The sequence below is a fragment of the Catenulispora sp. GAS73 genome, assembly GCF_041262085.1.
Lineage (GTDB): Bacteria > Actinomycetota > Actinomycetes > Streptomycetales > Catenulisporaceae > Catenulispora.
In genome coordinates, this window is record NZ_JBGCCM010000012.1 from 142,478 (window position 1) to 158,984 (window position 16,507).

Below are 16,507 nucleotides of genomic sequence, written 5' to 3' on the forward strand. Positions count from 1 at the left end.
ATGTCGATCATGAACACGCCGGCGATTTCGAAGAGGACGCAGACCCGCGCCGGCTGGCTGCTGCCCACGCCCTTCGGCCGCTTCGAGATGGAGCAGTTGCGGCCGCTGAAGGACCTGGCCGTGCTGCACGGCTGGATGAACGATCCGGAGGTGGCCGCCTTCTGGGAGCTGGCGGGCCCGCGCGAGGTGCTGGATCGGCACATCGCCGCCCAGCTCTCCTCGGCGCACTCCGACCCCTACCTCGGCCGCCTCGACGGCGAGCCGATGAGCTACTGGGAGGTCTACCGAGCCGACCAGGACCCGCTGGCCGACCACTACTCGGCGCGGCGCGGCGACGTGGGCGTCCACGTGCTGATCGGCCCCGGCTCGTACCGCGGACGCGGGATCGGCTCCACGCTGATCCGCACCGTCGCCGACTGGGCCCTGTCCCGGACCGCGTCCTCACGCGTCGTCGCCGAGCCGGACCTGCGCAACCAGCGCTCCATCCGGGCCTTCACCAACGCCGGGTTCGAGCCGCGCGGCGTGCTGGACCTGCCGGACAAGCAGGCGATGCTCATGGTCTACGACCGGACCCTGATCCCCGAGACGCGGAGGGCGGGCTGATGCACTCGACTTCGGGAACGCCGCACTTCGATCTGGTCGGCGTCGGAATCGGTCCCTTCAACCTGTCGCTGGCGGCGCTCGCCGAGCCGCTGCGCGAGAACCACAGCCTGGAAGCGTTGTTCCTGGAGCGGCAGCCGGAGTTCGCGTGGCACCGCGGCATGATGCTCGACGGCACGACGCTCCAGGTCCCCTTCCTCGCCGACCTGGTGTCGCTGACCGATCCGACCAGCCGCTTCTCGGTCCTGAACTGGCTGCGGGAGACCGATCGGCTCTACAGCTTCTACTTCGCCGAGAACCTGTTCCTGGAACGTCGCGAGTATGAGGCCTACTGCCAGTGGGTCGCCGCGCAGCTGCCCTTCTGCCGGTTCGGCACGACGGTGACCCGGGTGCGCCGCGCCGAGTCAGGCTTCGAGATCGCGTACGACGCGCCGAGCGGACCGGCGCTCGTCTCGGCGACGAACGTGGTGCTGGGCATCGGCACCGAGCCGGCGATGCCGTTCGAGGTGTCCGGCGCCGCACCGCACGCGGTCCTGCACAGCGCCGAATACGCGACGCACCGGCCGCGCCTGCGCGATCTCGACGACATCACGGTGATCGGCTCGGGCCAGTCCGGCGCCGAGATCGTGCTGGACCTGCTGCGATCCGGCGTGCCGGGGCAGCGGGTGCGGTGGCTGACGCGGAGCGCGGCGTTCGAGCCGATGGAGTACTCCAAACTCGGGCTCGAACACTTCACGCCGGACTACACGAGGTTCTTCCACAGTCTGCGCGAGGATGTCCGCGCCGACCTGCTGCGCAGTCAGGGCCGCCTGCACAAGGCGATCAGCTTCCAGACCCTCGCCGACCTGCACGCCGAGCTGCACATGCGGTCCTTCGACAGCCTCTACGGCGGCACCCTCGGCCTGGCCGGGGACACCGGTGCCACGCTGCTGCCGGGGGTGTCGGTCACCGGCGGTGTGTGGCGACCAGACGCCGGGGGTTCGGTCGAGCTCACCTGCCTGCACGACCGCCTCAAGCGCGAGTTCCGCGTCGTCACCGACGCCGTGGTCCTGGCCACCGGCTACCGCGACCGCCTCCCGGCCTTCCTGGACGCCGATCTGGCACAGCTGATCGGGCCCGCCGACCTGGAGCACCGGGTCGCGCCGGGCGTCTACGTCCAGAACGCCGAGCAGCGCACGCACGGTGTCGGCACCCCCGACCTGGGCCTGGGCGCGCACCGGGCGGCCGTCATCCTGAACGCCGTGACCGGCCGGACCGTCTACGACCTGCCCCGGCGTGCCGCGCACACCGCCTTCGACCCGGAGGCGGCCGCGGAGCGTGATCCCGGAATCCGAATCGAGGTGCCCTGAGTATGTCCCCTTCGGCCCGCAATCTCCGTGCCGAGACCGGCGCGGCGTCCGAATCCTGGCGCAAGGCGGCCCGCGCGCTGCTGGCGAAGTGCGTCGGCGAGTTCTGCTACGAGGGACTGCTGGCCCCCGAGCCCGATCCCGAGGCGCAGGGCGCCGACCACTACCGGCTCGATCTGGACCAGGGCGTCTGCTACCGCTTCCGCGCCGAGCGCGGCGACTACGGGTCCTGGTTCGTCGACCCCGAGTCCCTGCGCCGCTCCGAACGCGGCGCGGACAGCACCCCGCACGACCCGATGCTGTTCGTCCGCGACGCCCAGGGCCGCCTGGAGCTGCCCGGCGACACCGCCGGCCACCTGGTGCGCGAGCTGGCGGCGACACTGGCGGCGGACGTGTGCCTGGCCCGCTCGGCGCTGACCGTGTCCGAGCTCGCCGACCTGTCCTACGCCGAGCTCGAAGGGCACATGGAGGGCCACCCCTGGATCGTGTTCAACAAGGGGCGCTTCGGCTTCTCCGCCTCCGACGCGCTCCGCTACGCCCCCGAGGCCCGGCACCACATGCGCCTGCCCTGGATCGCGGTGGACCAGGACCTCGCGGAGTTCAACGCGGTCCGGAACCTGACCTCGCAGCGCCTGTACACCACCGAGCTGGACTCCAACACCCGCATCCGCTTCGGCTCGGAGCTGGTCCGCAACGGCTTCAACCCGGCCCGCTACTGGTGGCTCCCGGTGCACCCGTGGCAGTGGGACGAGATGATCCAGCCGCTGTTCGGCGCCGAGGTGGCCGCGGGCCTGATCGTCCCGCTCGGCTACGCCGACGACGAGTACCTGCCGCAGCAGTCGATCCGGACGTTCTCCAACGTCTCGCACCCCGAGCGGCACCACGTGAAGCTGCCGCTGTCGATCCTGAACACGATGGTCTGGCGCGGCCTGCCGACCGAGCGCTCGGTGGCCGCCCCGGCGGTGACCTCGTGGCTGCTGGACATCGCGGACGCGGACCCGTACCTGAACGACGAGTGCCGCGTGATCCTGCTCGGCGAGGTGGCCTCGGTGGCGGTCCGGCACCCGGTCCTGGACCGCATGCCGGACGCGCCGTATCAGTACCGCGAGCTCCTCGGCGCGATCTGGCGCCAGCCGCTGCCGCCGCGCCTGGAGCCGGGGGAGCGGGCCCGCACCATGGCCTCGCTGCTGCACGTGGACAACGCGGGCCGCCCGATGGTGGTGGAGCTGGTCAAGCGCTCCGGCCTGGACGGCGCGGACTGGCTGGACAAGATGTTCGCCGCGATCCTGCCGCCCCTGCTGCACTTCCTCTACAAGTACGGCGTCGTCTTCTCCCCGCACGGGGAGAACGCGGTGCTGGTCAACGACGAGCGCGAGTGGCCGACCCGGCTGGCGGTGAAGGACTTCGTCGACGACGTGAACATCTCGGCGAAGGACCTGCCGGAGCTGGCGGACATCCCCGACGATGTGGCGGCGGTGCTGCTGCGGGAGATGCCGGACTACCTGTGCCAGTTCATCCACGCCGGCCTGTTCGTCGGGCACTTCCGCTACCTGGCGCGCATCGCCGAGCAGCACCTGAACGTCGACCGCAGGCTGTTCTGGGGCCTGGTCGCCGACCGGATCCTGGACTACCAGGCCACGTTCCCCGAACTCGCCGACCGCTTCGAGGCCTTCGACCTGTTCACGCAGCGCATCGACCGACTGTGCCTGAACCGGAACCGGCTGCTGCTGGACGGCTACCGGGACCGCGCGGAGCGGCCGCACGTGGAGGCGTACGGGACGGTGAGCAACCCGCTGAGTCTGTAGGCCTCGAGTCCATCGTGTCGGCCCCGCCAAGTACTCTGGTGCGACCATGCCGAACTCTGGCGGGGCCACCCCCGATACTTCCACCGAGGCTCCCAGCGGGAGTCCCGAAGACGACCTGACCCCCCTGCTCAACGCAGCAGTCGAGGCGTTGGGCGGTCAGACCCGTCCCGGCCAGATCGCGATGGCCAAGGCCGTCGCCGCCAGCCTCGACGACCGGGTCCACCTGCTCGTGCAGGCCGGCACCGGCACCGGTAAGTCGCTGGCGTACCTGGTCCCGGCCCTGGCGCACCACAAGCGCGTGATCGTGGCCACCGCGACGCTCGCGCTCCAGCGCCAGCTGGTCGCGCACGACCTCCCGCGGCTGGCCACGGCGATAAAGCCGCTGATCAAGCGGGAGCCGGCGTTCGCGCTGCTCAAAGGGCGCAACAACTACGTGTGCCTGAACAAGGTCGAGGGCGGTGCGGCCGACGACGACAACCAGGACGTGCTCTTCGACCCGCTCGCCGTGGGCAAGCTCGGCGCCGAGGTGCTGCGGGTCCGGGAGTGGGTCGAGGAGACCGAGTCCGGCGACCGCGACGACCTGTCGCCGGGCGTGTCCGACCGGGCCTGGGCCCAGGTGTCGGTCTCGGCGCGGGAGTGCCTGGGATCGAAGTGCCAGTACTTCGAGGACTGCTTCGCCGAGCAGGCCAAGGAACTGGCGCGGTCCGCGGACGTGGTCGTCACCAACCACGCGCTGCTGGCCATCGCGGCCATGGACTCCGACGTGCAGGTGCTGCCCGAACACGACGCGGTCATCGTCGACGAGGCGCACGAGCTGGTGAACCGCGTCACCTCCGCGGCGACCGGCGAGCTCACCAAGACCGCCGTCGAGCGCGCGCACCACCGCGCCGACAGGCTGGTGAAGGAGGCCACGGCCGCGAACCTGGCGGTGGCGACTCTGGACTTCACCGAAGCCCTGGAGAACACCCCCGAGGGCCGGTTCCAGCGCGGACTGCCCGAGGAGATCGGCATGGCGCTGACCGCGCTGCGCGACGCGAGCCGCGCGGCGCTCACCGAGCTGTCCAAGAACAAGGGCGGCGACCTGGACATGGACGGCGCCCGCAAGCAGGCCCGCGCCGCGTGCGAGAACGTGCACCAGGTCGCCGAGCGCGTGCTGGAGGGCGCCGAGGCCGACGTGGTCTGGCTGGAGCGCAGCGAGTTCAAGGGCGTCAAGAACTCCACTCTCAAGATCGCCCCGCTCGGCATCGAGCACCTGCTCCGCTTCAAGATGTTCGCGCGCACCCCGGTGGTGCTCACCTCGGCGACGCTCAAGCTCGGCGGCGACTTCACCGGCGTGGCCGGCAGCGTCGGGCTCTACGGCAACGAGCGCGTCGAGCTGGACTTCAAGCCCGAGCTGCCGGAGGAGATCTACGACGCCGCGGTGAAGCTGCTCCGCGACGGCGACAGCGACGGCGAGGAGTTCCTGGACACGGTCCAGAACCTGCCGCAGCACTGGCGCGCCCTGGACGTCGGCTCGCCCTTCGACTACCCGAAGCAGGGCATCCTCTACGTCGCCCGGCACCTGGACCCGCCGGGCCGCGACGGCATCCGCGACGACCAGCTGGACCTGCTCGCGGACCTGATGGACAACGCCGGCGGCCGGGCGCTGGGCCTGTTCAGCTCGATGCGCGCGGCGCAGACCGCGGCGGAGAAGCTGCGGGAGAAGATCGACCTGCCGATCCTGTGCCAGGGCGAGGACTCACTGGCCGAACTGCTCCGCAAGTTCGCCGACGACCCCGAGACCTGCCTGTTCGGCACCCTGTCCCTGTGGCAGGGCGTGAACGTCCCAGGCCCGTCGCTCCAGCTGGTGGTGATCGACCGCATCCCGTTCCCCCGGCCCGACGACCCGGTGTCCGCGGCCCGCACCGAGGCCGTGGGCCGCAACGGCGGCAACGGCTTCATGGCGGTCTCCGCCTCGCACGCGGCGCTGCTGCTGGCCCAGGGCGCCGGCCGCCTGATCCGGGCGATCGACGACAAGGGCGTGGTCGCGGTGCTGGACTCCCGGCTGGCGACCAAGCCGTACGGCGGGTTCCTGCGCGCCTCGATGCCGTCGTTCTGGCAGACCGACGACACCGACCGGGTGCTGAAGTCGCTGCGGGCCATCGACGCGATGGCGAAGACGGGCGAGCAGAACTGAGCCGGACTGAGCGGAGCACGGCGAGACGAGTGTGACCGAGGCGGGCAGTCGCGCGACTGCGCGCCCCGACCGTGTCAGTGCTGCGACTGCTGGGGCACGCTGGCGAACGCGATCTGCTTGATCGCGGTCGCTTCATCGGCGTTGTAGGTCCCGAGCTTGGCACCGGCCACCTTCGCGGGCGCCGGCAGCTTGAGGTCCTGGACGTCCTTGCCGCTGCTGTCCTTGGTGGGGTTCGCGGTCACTTCCAGGTAGGTGTAGCCGGGGACCGCGTTCGAGGCCGACTGCGGATCGAGGTCGATCCCCGAGTAGAGCGTCTGACCCGGGGCGATGATGTGCGGGCCGCCGCCGAGCCCGTTCTCGATCAGCGGCTGGGCCTGCGGCGGGCTGCTGTTCTGGCCCGCGGTGATCCAGACGAAGGGCAGATAGTCGATGTCGCACGCCGGGCCGGTGTTCTTCACGGCGATCACATGGACGGAGGCCTTCTGCCCGGCGCCGGCGGGCGCGAGCGTGGCGTTCAGCTTCGCGTTGTCGCAGACTGCCGGTGTGCCGCCGTGGTCCGTCGAGCTGCCGGTGGCGGCGGTGGCCGACGGCGAGCTCGACGCCGACCCGGTGGAGGCGTCGGTCGCCGGCGTGGTCGTCCCGCCGGAGGCCGCGGTCGTCGCGGCACCGGGTGTGCCGGAAGCGGTGGTGGAGGCATCGGTCGCGGCCGGGGCGGAGGCGACGGGCTTGGATGTGCTCGACGAACAACCGGTTGCCGCCGCGGCGATGAGAGCGCCGCCGGCCAGGAGCGCGATGCGATTCAGGGCTTTCACTTCAGCATGACGTGCGATACACACCGGTGGTTGCTCACGGCTTCCCAAAACGTGGACAGGACCGAGGCGGGCAGTGTGTCGGCTGCCCGCCCCCTCGGCTGTCGGCTACTTCTCCGGAGTGGTCGCGTACTGGATCTGGCTGATGGCGCTCGCCGGGGTCAGGGCGTAGGCGCCGAGCATCGCGTTGCCCTCGGCGGTGGACGCCGGAAGCGCGACGTCCTGGACGTCCTTGCCGCTGGTGTCCGGCGTCGGGTTCGCGGTCACCGCCAGGTCGCCGTAGTTGCCGGTGGTGGTCGCGAGGGCGCCGGGGAGCATGTCGATCGCCGCGTACAGGGTCGTCCCGGACAGGATGATGTTCTTCTTGCTGGTGTCGACACGGGGGATGAGAGGCCGCGTCTCGTCCGAGGCGTCGGTCGGGCTCTTCGTGATCCACACGTAGGGGATCGGGCCGAGCGTGCACGTGGCGCCGGTGTTCTTCACGGCGATCACGAAGACGGACGACTTCTGGCCCGAGATCGCCGGCGCGAGCGAGACGTTCACGTTGGCGTTGGCACAGGCGGCGTGGCTGACCGGGGGCGCGGCCGGAGCAGTGGTATTGCCGCCCGCCGCGGCGGGGCTGGAGGCGGCGACAGGGCCGGAAGACGAAGCGCCGCCGGTCGCCGAGGAGGCCACGGTGCTCGGAGCGCCCGACGCGGCAGAGGAACTGGTGGCAGCCGCACCCGCAGCGGCGGGCTTGGCAGCGCTCGACGCGCAACCGGTCGCGGCGACCGCCACGAGAGCGCCGCCGGCAAGGAGCGCGATGCTGTTCAGTCGATTCATGCCTGGGTGACGTGCGACCCGTAGAACAGGTTGCTGACAACCCTAAAGCGTTGAGGAAAGTCCGTGACCTGCGCCGCCTCGGCGGGTCCCGCCCAATCGGGACTCGCCGAGGCGGCGCACGGACGTCGCGCGGCGTCGATCAGAGGCGGCGCAGCACCGTCACGACCCGGCCCAGGATGACCGCGTCGTTGCCCGGGATCGGCTCGTAGGCGGCGTTGCGCGGCATCAGCCACACCGCGTTCGCCTCCTTCTTCAGTTCCTTGACGGTCGCCTCGCCGTCGATCATGGCGGCCACGAACTCGCCGTTCTCAGCCTGCTTCTGCTGCCGGATGACGACCACGTCGCCGTCGCAGATCGCGGCCTCGATCATCGAGTCGCCGACCACCTTCAGGGCGAAGAACTCGCCCTCGCCGACCATCTGCTTCGGGATCGGGATCATCTCCTCGACCCGCTCCTCGGCCAGGATCGGGCCGCCGGCGGCGATCCGGCCGACCAGCGGGACGTACGCCGGCTCCGGCTCGGAGGCGCTGCCGTTGCGGGCGGCGCCCTCGGCCCCGCGCACGATGTAGGCGCGCGGGCGGTTCGCGTCGCGGTGCAGGAAGCCCTTGCTCTCCAGGGTCACCAACTGGTGCCGGACGCTGGAGGTGGACTGCAGGCCGACGGCCTCGCCGATCTCGCGCATCGACGGCGGGTAGCCCCGGCGCCGGACCGAGTCGCGGATCACGTTCAGGACCGCGGTCTGACGCTCGGTCAGGCGCGGGGACGGCACATGTCCGTCATGCGCGGCCTCTCGGGTGTCGGTCGGGGTAGTACTCCGGACGGCCATGGCTTGCGGCTCCTTCGCCATTGAGCTGGGCGGTGGCTGGTCGTGTGAAAGTTTGTTCGCTCGGATCAACCGTAGCGGGTGCCACCCACACGGTGACGAACGGCTGTTCGACAACCCGTGAGGGGGCGGGCGTACGGAATGTCTAACGCGGCTCCGGCGCGAAGGTAACGGCCTGTTTCCATACTCCGTTCGGAAAACTCGCGCCCGGCGGGGCGCGGCGCGTTGGTCCGGTCGGGCGAAACCGTGAAGAATCTTGGGCATTCGAACAGCGCACCGGTCTTGCCCTTGTAGCTGGGGCGATCGCGAACAGTAGTCCCACGGACCCCTCGCGACCCTTACGGCAGACCCCGATCCGGGTTGCGGCCGGTGGGGCGGGTTGGCTAACGTACCCCTACATCTTGTGATTGGAATAGCGTCAACGCTCCACAGGTTGTGGTTAGTAGACCACAGCGGAGGGTGACGCCATCCCGTCGCGCGTCAGGCGTGCGTCAGCTGTGAGAAGGAGGCCGAAACCGTGCACTGTCCCTTCTGCAAGCACGACGACAGCCGGGTCGTCGACTCTCGCAGCTCCGACGACGGCACCTCGATCCGCCGCCGCCGGCAGTGCCCCGAGTGCGGGCGCCGCTTCACCACGGTGGAGAGCGCTCAGCTCCTGGTGGTGAAGCGCTCCGGCGCGACCGAGCCGTTCAGCCGGGACAAAGTTGTCGGTGGCGTACGGAAGGCTTGTCAGGGACGTCCGGTGAGCGAGGGCCAGCTGGCCGTGCTCGCCCAGAAGGTGGAGGACGCGCTGCGGGCCGCCGGCTCCGCGGAGATCGCCACCCATGAGGTCGGGCTGGCGATACTCGGCCCGCTCCGGGAGCTCGATGAGGTCGCCTACCTCCGCTTCGCGTCGGTGTACCGGGCCTTCGAGTCCTTGGAGGACTTCGAGGCGGAGATCCTGCTGTTGCGGGCGGAGCGCGAACGGGCCTGACGGCCCCACGCCCGCCGTCACAGGCGGGGACATGATGAAAATCTTCGCGGGCCCCTCACCTGGGGCCCGGCGATCCAAAGCTTGATCAATTCCGTAGGCGGCGAACCGCCACGGGGCGTCGGAATGGTTTCCCAGAACGGGAGAGGGAAGAAGTATGACGGAGACGGCTAGCGGCCCGCGCGGTGCGGCGTCGGCCCGCGGCAACGGGAAGGCTCCCATGAAGCCCGGGCAGGTCGTGCCCGCCCCGGGTGTTTCCCATGAGGCGAAGGCTCCCGCCAAGGGCGGTAAGGGAATGCAGATCGAGCGGATCCACACCACCCCCGGCGTGCACCCGTACGACGAGGTCGTGTGGGAGCGCCGCGACGTCGTGATGACCAACTGGCGCGACGGCTCGATCAACTTCGAGCAGAAGGGCGTGGAGTTCCCCGAGTTCTGGTCGGTGAACGCCGCGAACATCGTCACCACCAAGTACTTCCGCGGCGCCGTCGGCACCCCGGTCCGCGAGTGGTCGCTCAAGCAGCTCATCGACCGGATCGTGAAGACCTACCGCAAGGGCGGCGAGGACCACGGGTACTTCGCCAGCCCGCAGGACGCGGAGGTCTTCGAGCACGAACTCGCCTACGCGCTGCTGCACCAGATGTTCGCCTTCAACTCCCCGGTCTGGTTCAACGTCGGCACCAAGTCCCCGCAGCAGGTCTCGGCGTGCTTCATCCTGGCCGTCGACGACTCGATGGACTCGATCCTGAACTGGTACCGCGAGGAGGGCCTGATCTTCAAGGGCGGCTCCGGCGCCGGCCTGAACCTGTCCCGCATCCGCTCCTCCAAGGAGCTGCTGTCCTCCGGCGGCAACGCCAGCGGCCCGGTCTCCTTCATGCGCGGCGCCGACGCCTCGGCCGGCACCATCAAGTCCGGCGGCGCCACCCGCCGCGCGGCGAAGATGGTCGTGCTGGACGTGGACCACCCGGACATCGAGGAGTTCGTCCAGACCAAGGCGCGCGAGGAGGACAAGATCCGCGCGCTGCGCGACGCCGGGTTCGACATGGACCTCGGCGGCAAGGACATCACCAGCGTCCAGTACCAGAACGCGAACAACTCGGTCCGGGTCACCGACGAGTTCCTCACCGCGGTGGAGAACGGCGAGCGCTTCGGCCTGCGCGCCCGGCAGACCGGCGAAGTCATCGAGACCCTGGACGCCAAGAAGCTGTTCCGCGACATCGCGCAGGCGGCGTGGGAGTGCGCGGACCCGGGCCTGCAGTACGACGACACCATCAACGCCTGGCACACCAACCCCGAGACCGGCCGCATCACCGCGTCCAACCCGTGCTCGGAGTACCTGTCGCTGGACAACTCGTCCTGCAACCTGGCGTCGCTGAACCTGATGAAGTTCCTGCGGGACGACGACACCTTCGACAGCGAGACCTTCGTGAAGATGGTCGAGCTGATCATCACCGCGATGGACATCTCCATCAGCTTCGCGGACTTCCCGACCCCGGAGATCGGCCAGACCACCCGCGACTACCGCCAGCTGGGCATCGGCTACGCCAACCTCGGCGCGCTGCTGATGGCCACCGGCCACGCCTACGACTCCGAGGGCGGCCGGGCCATCGCCGCGGCGATCACCTCGCTGATGACCGGCGTCGCCTACCGCCGCTCGGCCGAGCTGGCCGGCGTGGTCGGGCCGTACAACGGCTTCGCCCGCAACGCCAAGCCGCACGCGGCCGTGATGAAGAAGCACTCGGACGCGGCGGACGCCTACCAGCCGTACGAGAGCTTCGACAAGGAGATCCTGGAGCTCTCGCGCACCGAGTGGAAGCGCGGCCTCCAGATCGGCGCGACCAACGGCTGGCGCAACGCGCAGGCCTCGCTCCTGGCGCCGACCGGCACCATCGGCTTCATGATGGACGTCGACACCACCGGCGTGGAGCCGGACCTGGCGCTGGTGAAGTTCAAGAAGCTGGTCGGCGGCGGCTCGATGCAGATCGTGAACAACACGGTCCCGCGGGCCCTGAAGCGCCTGGGCTACCAGCAGGAGCAGATCGAGGCGGTCGTCGAGTACATCGGCGAGCACGGCCACGTGGTCGACGCCCCCGGGCTGAAGCCGGAGCACTACTCGGTCTTCGACTGCGCGATGGGCGAGCGCTCGATCGCCCCGATGGGGCACGTCCGGATGATGGCGGCGATCCAGCCGTTCCTGTCCGGGGCCATCTCCAAGACCGTGAACATGCCCGAGGAGGCCACGGTCGAGGACGTCGAGGAGATCTACTTCGAGGGCTGGAAGCTGGGCCTGAAGGCGCTGGCGATCTACCGGAACAACTGCAAGGTCGGCCAGCCGCTGCAGGACGCCAAGGGGCAGAAGGCGGCCGCGGCTGCTGCCGCCGCCTCCTCGGCGCCGGCAGCTTCGGCCACCGCTGCCATTGCCGGCACCGCCGTCGCCCCGGCCGCCGCGACCCTGTACGCGCAGCCGGTCCGCAAGCGCCTGGGCAAGAACCGCCGCGGCATCACGAGCTCGTTCTCGGTCGGCGGCGCCGAAGGCTACATGACGGCCAACTCCTACGAGGACGGCGACCTCGGTGAAGTCTTCCTGAAGATGTCGAAGCAGGGCTCGACCCTGGCCGGCATGATGGACGCCTTCTCGATCGCCATCTCGGTGGGCCTGCAGTACGGGGTCCCGCTGGAGACGTACGTCGCGAAGTTCACCAACATGCGCTTCGAACCGGCCGGCATGACCGACGACCCGGACGTCCGCATGGCCCAGTCGATCATCGACTACATCTTCCGCCGCCTGGCCCTGGACCACCTGGACTTCGACACCCGAGCCGCCTACGGCATCTACACGAACGAAGAGCGCCAGCGCCAACTGGAGACCGGCAGCTACCTCCCGGACGAGGACGAGCAGCTCGACCACGAAACCCTCGCCCAGTCCGCCCCGATAGAGCACCGGACCGAACCGGCCGCCCCGGCAAAGAAGAACAGCACCGACCCCGCCCCGCTCCCGATGCCCCAGAGCATCGGCTCCTCCACGGAACTCCTGGAGGCGAAGCTCGGCTACGCCGCCGACGCGCCCCTGTGCCTGACGTGCGGGACGAAGATGCGGCCTTCGGGGAGCTGCTACGTGTGCGAGGGGTGTGGGTCTACTAGCGGGTGCAGCTGAGCCTGCCCGGTAGCGTGATGTGATGCTGCGGCCTCGGATGCCTTCGGGCACCGGGGCCGCAGGTCTAGAAAGCGTTCCGGCTGCCGAGCCGCTTATGCCAGCGATCTCGCGGGAGCGGTCATCCGACCTGCACCGACCGCTTGGCCAACCCCATCCAGAACCCGTCGATGACCGTCCGCTGCGACCCCAACTCCGCCTCGGCCGCCCCCAGCGTCACGAACAGCGGCGCGAAGTGCTCCGTCCGAGGGTGCGCCAGCTTTCCGGCCGGGGCCTTGTTCTCGAAGTCCAGCAGCGCGTCCACGTCCCCTGCGTCCAGCGCGCGCTTGCCCCAGTCGTCGAACTCCGACATCACCGAGTGGACCTTGCCCTCCTGGCTCAGGGCCCGCAGGTTGTGTGTGAAGAAGCCGCTGCCGACGATCAGCACGCCTTCGTCGCGCAGCGGCGCCAGCCGGCGGCCGATGGCCATCAGCTGCTCCGGCTCCAGTGTCGGCATCGAGATCTGCAGCACCGGGACGTCCGCCTCCGGGTACATCTCCACCAGCGGGACGTAGGCACCGTGGTCGAGGCCGCGCGTCGGCTCGTCCTGCACCTCCAGGCCCGGGGTGTGCAGCAGCTTGCGGACCGACTCGGCCAGCGCCGGTGCGCCCGGCGCCCGGTACTGGACCTCGTAGTAGTGCTGGGGGAAGCCCCAGAAGTCGTAGACCAGGGGGATCGTCGTGGTGGCGCCGAGGGCCAGCGGCGCCTCCTCCCAGTGCGCCGACACCATCAGGACGGCCTTCGGCTTCGGGAGGTCCGCCGACCAGGCCGCAAGCTGGCCCGGCCATAGGGGGTCGTCGGCCAGCGGGGGCGCGCCGTGGCTCAGGTAGATGGCGGGCATCCGGTCGGGGGATGCGGAGGGTGTGCTCGTCTCGGTGCTCATGGCATCTCCTGGGTGTGCGGGGCGTCTCAGGCCACGGACAGCACGCCGTCGGACAGCACGTCGTCCAGCACGATGCTGTGCCGCGTGTGCTCGACCTTGGCCCGCAGGTAGCGCAGGTTCTGGGCGGTGGCGTGCGCACCGGTCGGCACGCGCTCGGCGACCGTCACGTCCAGCCCCGCCAGCTGCGCCTCCTTGTCCGGATTGTTCGACAGCAGGTGCACGCTGTCCACGCCGAGCGCCGTCAGCATCTGCGCGGCGACGGTGTAGTCCCGCGCGTCCTCCGGCAGGCCCAGCGCGACGTTGGCCTGGTACGTGTCCAGCCCCGCGTCCTGCAGCGCGTACGCGTCGAGCTTGTTGTACAGCCCGATCCCGCGCCCCTCCTGCCGCAGGTAGAGCAGGTAGCCGCCGGCCTCGGCGATGCGCTCGACGGACTCGCGTAACTGTGGCCCGCAGTCGCAGCGCGCGGAGCCGAACACGTCGCCGGTCAGGCACTCCGAGTGCATCCGCACCAGCGGCGTGCGGCCGGGTTCGCCGAGCACGATGGCCAGGTGCTCGCCGCCGTCGACCAAGCCGTGGAACGTCACCAGCTCCGCGTCCACGCTGTAGCCGTCGCCGAAGCGCAGCGGCACGCGCACGCGGGTACGGATAGATGCCTCGGGTGTCTCGTTCATGGCACGGGTCCCTCCGTGACGAGCTGTTCCAATTCGAACAACCTGCTGAGCCGACCTTAGACCGGCGTTCGAATTTGAACAAACCCCACCCGCACCGGGGCTATTCCCGCAGCCGCCGGGAGACCTCGCCGAGGCCGTCCGCGAGCACCGTGAGCTGCTCGGGGGTCAACACGTCGATCAGTGCCTCACGCACCACCGCCACGTGCCCGGGCGCGGCCTGCTCCAGCTTCTTCCGCCCGGCCTCCGTGAGGACGGCGAAAACCCCGCGCACGTCCGTCGGGCACGACCGCCGCTCGGTCAGCCCGGCCTTCTCCAGCTGCGTCATCTGGTACGTCAGCCCGCTCTTGGAGGTGAGCAGCGCCTCGGCGAGCTCGGTCATGCGCAGCGAACCCTCAGGGGAGGCGGAGAGCCGCACCAGGATCTCGTACTGCGTGTGCGACAGCCCGGCCTCTTCCCGCAACTGGTGATCGATCCGCCGCTCGACCAGAGCGGTCGCGGCCAAGAAGCCCGTCCAGGCCTTCATCTCCTGTTCGGACAGCCACCGCGGTTCATCACCCATGCCGTGATTGTAACGAGCGAAAATCCGTTGAGATCCATCACGGACCGTCACTACGGTGGCCCGGTGGCTGAACTGACCCGGGAACAGGCTGCTGAGATGATGCGGGAAGCGGTCCCCGGTGCGCGGGTCCTCGCCGTCGGGCGCATGGACGGCGGCATCGAGACCGGCGCCTATGAGATCGTCTGCGCAGATCCTCTACAGAACGCTGTAGTGAAGGTCTACGGGAAAGACGACGGATGGAAACTCCTTAAAGAGATCGGCGTCTACCGTCTCCTGCGCGAGAACGCTATAGAGCTGCTGCCGAAGCTCCTCGGAGGGGCCGGCCCGAACGGACTTCTCGGCCTGCCGTACCTGCTGATGAGCAAACTGCCCGGGACCACAGTCGCCGCGATCAGTGACACCCTCCCAGAGCCCGAACTCAAGGACGTCTATCGCCAGATGGGAGCACTCCTGGCGCGGATCCACACGATCGGGCAGGAGGCTTACGGATACCTCACCACGGAGATCTTCGAACCCCAGCCGACCAACGAAGCTCAGATGCAGGCAACGCTTAAGCGCGTCTCACAGAGCTATCTGGACACCACCGGCGATCGAGAACTCTATGAGGCTGCGCATAAGTACGTCAGCGACCGCGCAGAGCTGTTCGCTCTATGTAGAGGTCCGGTACTTCTCCACAACGACTTCCACGAGGGGAACGTCATAGTGACGCAGACCCCCGACGGGCCGGTCCTCAGCGGCCTGATCGACGTGGAGAACGCCATGGCCGGGGATCCCATAGCGGACCTCGCCAAGACCCACAGCTACTCCATCGGGAACAACCGCGCGAAGCTCGACGGACTCTTCGAGGGCTACGGCGAAGTCCCGATCGAATGGGAGCGCAGGTTCCGGCTGTTCCAGGTGATCCACAGCTTCGAGCTCTGGGACTTCTTCTGCGGTATCGGCGCCCAGGACAAGCTGGCCCCCATCGCCGAAGAGATACGCGTCCTCATCGCCGCCGGCTGATCACCGCGGCGCCAACCCCATCCCCACCGCCAACTCCCGCACCTGCCGGTCGAACCACTCGCCCCGCTCCGAGAACACTCTGTTGAGCCGTCCGAACACTTCGAAGTTCACCGCGCCGAAGACCTGCGTTATCGCACTCAAGACACGCTCAATAACGTGCGAATCCTCGTTGAACCCCATGCCGACCGCGACGGTACGGAGCTCCTCCGCATAAGTGGCGTCCTCTGTGGCCGGAAGCACCCCGGCCCCCTCAGAGGTGTCGAGCTTCCCGGCAGCCTCGGCTTCCGCGACGCACCGCGCCATCGCCACCATGGCCCACGACCCCGGCTCGATGGTCTCGTCCGGCGCCAGGTAGCCGGGGATCGGGCTGCCGTAGATGAGCGCGTACTCCGCCGGCCTGGCTATGGCCCAGCGGCGGACGGTGTGGCAGACCGCGAACCATCGTGACAAGTACGCGTCCCGGCGGTCCACGTCCCCGTCGGCCTTCTCCACGGCCTCGCCCAGGGACGTGTACGCATCGATGATCAGCGCGGTCAGTAACTCGTCGCGGCTGGGGAAGTAGCGGTAGATGGCCGACGAGACCATCCCCATGTCCCTGGCGACGGCGCGCAGCGACAGCGCCGCCCCGTCGCGGGTCAGGTGGTCCAGCGCGACCTTCTTGATCTCGCTGATCATCTCCGCGCGGACCCGGGCGCGAACCGACAGTGCCGGGGTCTTCGCCGACCTCGAAATCCGTGCCGACCCCGAATCCTTTGCCGCGTTCATACCGAGAGTATTGCACACAGGCGAGAGCACTGCTCTTGACAAAGTGCGCCGCTCTAGCACACAGTGAGGTCAACAGAGAGCACTGC

Annotated in this window: 15 protein-coding genes; 8 read left to right on the top strand and 7 right to left on the bottom strand. The window is 69.3% G+C overall.

Features of this window, described 5'->3' with window-relative positions:
- From ABH935_RS19810 to ABH935_RS19825, 4 genes are read left to right on the top strand one after another with little or no spacing between them, the layout of a single operon-like run.
- Positions 1 to 603 carry a GNAT family N-acetyltransferase gene (locus ABH935_RS19810; protein ID WP_370379386.1) on the top strand — a complete coding sequence of 201 codons (603 nt, stop codon included), beginning with the start codon at positions 1 to 3 and terminating at the stop codon, positions 601 to 603.
- The gene (locus ABH935_RS19815) at positions 603 to 1,949 is read left to right on the top strand and encodes a lysine N(6)-hydroxylase/L-ornithine N(5)-oxygenase family protein (RefSeq protein ID WP_370379387.1); all 1,347 of its coding nucleotides are present in this window, start codon (positions 603 to 605) and stop codon (positions 1,947 to 1,949) included. The genes ABH935_RS19810 and ABH935_RS19815 overlap by 1 nt, the downstream gene beginning before the upstream one ends.
- Positions 1,950 to 1,951: 2 nt before the next feature.
- Positions 1,952 to 3,751 (top strand): IucA/IucC family siderophore biosynthesis protein, encoded by a 1,800-nt coding sequence (locus tag ABH935_RS19820; protein ID WP_370379388.1) that lies wholly within the window; start codon positions 1,952 to 1,954, stop codon positions 3,749 to 3,751.
- A gap of 46 nt (positions 3,752 to 3,797) precedes the next feature.
- Positions 3,798 to 5,927, top strand: coding sequence for an ATP-dependent DNA helicase (locus ABH935_RS19825; RefSeq protein WP_370379389.1), 2,130 nt, complete (start codon positions 3,798 to 3,800; stop codon positions 5,925 to 5,927).
- A gap of 74 nt (positions 5,928 to 6,001) precedes the next feature.
- Here the strand turns inward: ABH935_RS19825 and ABH935_RS19830 are convergent, their stop codons facing one another.
- Both ABH935_RS19830 and ABH935_RS19835 read right to left on the bottom strand, forming a co-directional pair.
- Positions 6,002 to 6,739, bottom strand: coding sequence for a hypothetical protein (locus ABH935_RS19830; protein ID WP_370379390.1), 738 nt, complete (start codon positions 6,737 to 6,739; stop codon positions 6,002 to 6,004).
- A 105-nt stretch (positions 6,740 to 6,844) separates the two neighbouring features.
- Positions 6,845 to 7,219, bottom strand: a complete 375-nt coding sequence (locus ABH935_RS19835; RefSeq protein WP_370379391.1) for a hypothetical protein — start codon at positions 7,217 to 7,219, stop codon at positions 6,845 to 6,847.
- On the opposite strand from ABH935_RS19835, the gene ABH935_RS19840 reads away from it, so the two are divergent.
- Positions 7,194 to 7,568: a hypothetical protein gene (locus ABH935_RS19840; protein WP_370379392.1), complete on the top strand. Its 375-nt coding sequence runs from the start codon at positions 7,194 to 7,196 to the stop codon at positions 7,566 to 7,568. The genes ABH935_RS19835 and ABH935_RS19840 overlap by 26 nt on opposite strands.
- 129 nt (positions 7,569 to 7,697) lie before the next feature.
- Here ABH935_RS19840 and lexA read toward each other — a convergent pair whose 3' ends face one another.
- On the bottom strand, positions 7,698 to 8,405 hold the full coding sequence (lexA, locus tag ABH935_RS19845) for a transcriptional repressor LexA (protein ID WP_370379393.1): 708 nt from the start codon (positions 8,403 to 8,405) through the stop codon (positions 7,698 to 7,700).
- A 493-nt stretch (positions 8,406 to 8,898) separates the two neighbouring features.
- Between lexA and nrdR the strand changes: the two genes are divergently transcribed.
- Entirely contained in the window at positions 8,899 to 9,354 is a 456-nt protein-coding gene (nrdR, locus tag ABH935_RS19850; protein WP_370379394.1) for a transcriptional regulator NrdR, read from the top strand.
- 154 nt (positions 9,355 to 9,508) lie between these two features.
- Positions 9,509 to 12,505, top strand: coding sequence for a vitamin B12-dependent ribonucleotide reductase (locus ABH935_RS19855; RefSeq protein ID WP_370379395.1), 2,997 nt, complete (start codon positions 9,509 to 9,511; stop codon positions 12,503 to 12,505).
- 118 nt (positions 12,506 to 12,623) lie between these two features.
- On the opposite strand, the gene ABH935_RS19860 is transcribed toward ABH935_RS19855, so the two are convergent.
- The 3 genes from ABH935_RS19860 to ABH935_RS19870 all read right to left on the bottom strand — a co-directional run bounded on the left by ABH935_RS19860 (position 12,624) and on the right by ABH935_RS19870 (position 14,654).
- Positions 12,624 to 13,424 (bottom strand): dioxygenase, encoded by an 801-nt coding sequence (locus ABH935_RS19860; RefSeq protein WP_370379396.1) that lies wholly within the window; start codon positions 13,422 to 13,424, stop codon positions 12,624 to 12,626.
- Between the two features lie 26 nt (positions 13,425 to 13,450).
- Entirely contained in the window at positions 13,451 to 14,095 is a 645-nt protein-coding gene (gene ribA, locus ABH935_RS19865) for a GTP cyclohydrolase II (RefSeq protein ID WP_370379397.1), read from the bottom strand.
- A gap of 100 nt (positions 14,096 to 14,195) precedes the next feature.
- Entirely contained in the window at positions 14,196 to 14,654 is a 459-nt protein-coding gene (locus tag ABH935_RS19870; RefSeq protein ID WP_370379398.1) for a MarR family winged helix-turn-helix transcriptional regulator, read from the bottom strand.
- A gap of 63 nt (positions 14,655 to 14,717) precedes the next feature.
- On the opposite strand from ABH935_RS19870, the gene ABH935_RS19875 reads away from it, so the two are divergent.
- Entirely contained in the window at positions 14,718 to 15,656 is a 939-nt protein-coding gene (locus ABH935_RS19875; protein WP_370379399.1) for a phosphotransferase family protein, read from the top strand.
- On the opposite strand, the gene ABH935_RS19880 is transcribed toward ABH935_RS19875, so the two are convergent.
- A complete protein-coding gene (locus ABH935_RS19880) occupies positions 15,657 to 16,421 on the bottom strand; it encodes a TetR/AcrR family transcriptional regulator (RefSeq protein WP_370379400.1) in 765 nt (254 codons plus the stop codon).
- Positions 16,422 to 16,507: the final 86 nt, after the last annotated feature.

What these genes read in the sequence shown, in the direction of transcription:
- lexA (WP_370379393.1), bottom strand. Translation starts at nt 8,405, where the DNA reads ATGGCGAAGGAGCCGCAAGCCATGGCCGTCCGGAGTACTACCCCGACC.
- ABH935_RS19815 (WP_370379387.1), top strand. Translation starts at nt 603, where the DNA reads ATGCACTCGACTTCGGGAACGCCGCACTTCGATCTGGTCGGCGTCGGA.
- ABH935_RS19820 (WP_370379388.1), top strand. Translation starts at nt 1,952, where the DNA reads ATGTCCCCTTCGGCCCGCAATCTCCGTGCCGAGACCGGCGCGGCGTCC.
- ABH935_RS19880 (WP_370379400.1), bottom strand. Translation starts at nt 16,421, where the DNA reads ATGAACGCGGCAAAGGATTCGGGGTCGGCACGGATTTCGAGGTCGGCG.
- ABH935_RS19810 (WP_370379386.1), top strand. Translation starts at nt 1, where the DNA reads ATGTCGATCATGAACACGCCGGCGATTTCGAAGAGGACGCAGACCCGC.
- ABH935_RS19825 (WP_370379389.1), top strand. Translation starts at nt 3,798, where the DNA reads ATGCCGAACTCTGGCGGGGCCACCCCCGATACTTCCACCGAGGCTCCC.
- ABH935_RS19870 (WP_370379398.1), bottom strand. Translation starts at nt 14,654, where the DNA reads ATGGGTGATGAACCGCGGTGGCTGTCCGAACAGGAGATGAAGGCCTGG.
- ABH935_RS19855 (WP_370379395.1), top strand. Translation starts at nt 9,509, where the DNA reads ATGACGGAGACGGCTAGCGGCCCGCGCGGTGCGGCGTCGGCCCGCGGC.
- ABH935_RS19860 (WP_370379396.1), bottom strand. Translation starts at nt 13,424, where the DNA reads ATGAGCACCGAGACGAGCACACCCTCCGCATCCCCCGACCGGATGCCC.
- ribA (WP_370379397.1), bottom strand. Translation starts at nt 14,095, where the DNA reads ATGAACGAGACACCCGAGGCATCTATCCGTACCCGCGTGCGCGTGCCG.